The sequence below is a fragment of the Streptomyces sp. NRRL S-920 genome, from assembly GCF_000717945.1.
GTDB lineage: Bacteria > Actinomycetota > Actinomycetes > Streptomycetales > Streptomycetaceae > Streptomyces > Streptomyces alboniger.
The window spans coordinates 1-1,002 of record NZ_JODF01000153.1; the positions used below are offsets into that span (position 1 = coordinate 1).

General features: G+C 71.4%; 1 protein-coding gene. It reads right to left on the minus strand.

Going from position 1 to position 1,002, the window contains the following annotated elements:
• Positions 1–1,002 (minus strand): polyketide synthase dehydratase domain-containing protein (locus IG54_RS0137290; RefSeq protein WP_037898480.1); only part of this gene is annotated, 1,002 nt, incomplete at both ends.

Genomic DNA, 1,002 nt, shown 5'->3' on the forward strand with positions numbered 1-1,002 from the left:
GGCGTGCAGGGCGGCGTCCAGGAGTGCGGGGTGCAGTCCGAAGCCGTCGGTGGAGGTGCCTTCGGGGAGGGCGACCTCGGCGTAGACGTCGTCACCGAGGCGCCAGGCGGCACGCAGGCCCTGGAACACCGGCCCGTACGAGAGACCGACCGCCGCCAAATCGGCGTACAGGCCGTCGAGTTCAACGGCCTCGGCGCCCTTCGGCGGCCACACCGACAGCTCGGGCGAGGCGACCGGCGCGGTGTCGTTGAGCGAGCCGACCGCGTGAAGGGTCCATGGGGTGTCGGGCTCGGCGTCGTCGCGGCGCGAATAGATGGCGACGGACCGGCGACCCCCCTCGTCGGCGGCCTCCACCGCGACGCGCAGCGCGACACCCCCGTGCTCGGGCAGGACGAGCGGCGCCTGGAGCGTCAGCTCCTCCAGGGACCCGCAGCCGACCTGGTCACCGGCGTGGATCGCCAGCTCGACCAGCCCGGTCCCGGGGACGAGGACGGTGTCCCCACCGGGGGCCGGCATGTCCAGCCAGTAGCGCTCGTGCTGGAAGGCGTAGGTCGGAAGATCGACGCGCTGCGCACCCCGGCCTGCGAAGACGCCGTCCCAGTCGAGATCCCGTCCGCGTATGTGGGCTTGGGTGACGGCCTGGGTGAAGGTGTCGGGTTCGGGGCGGTTCTTGCGGAGTACGGGGGTAAAGGCCGCGGTGTCGGCGTCGGTGAGGGTCTCCTGGGCCATGGCGGAGAGGGTTCCGTCGGGGCCCAGCTCGATGAAGGACGTGACGCCCTGCTCGGCGAGGTACGTGATGCCGTCGGCGAAGCGGACGGCTTGGCGGACGTGGCGGACCCAGTAGTCGGCGGTGCAGAGGTCTTCGGGGGTGGCGAGTGTGCCGGTGAGGTTGGAGACGACGGGGATGCTCGGAGTCCCGTACGTAAGTCCGGAGGCGATGGTGCGGAATTCGTCCAGCATGGGTTCCATGCGGGGGGAGTGGAAGGCGTGGCTGACGCGGAG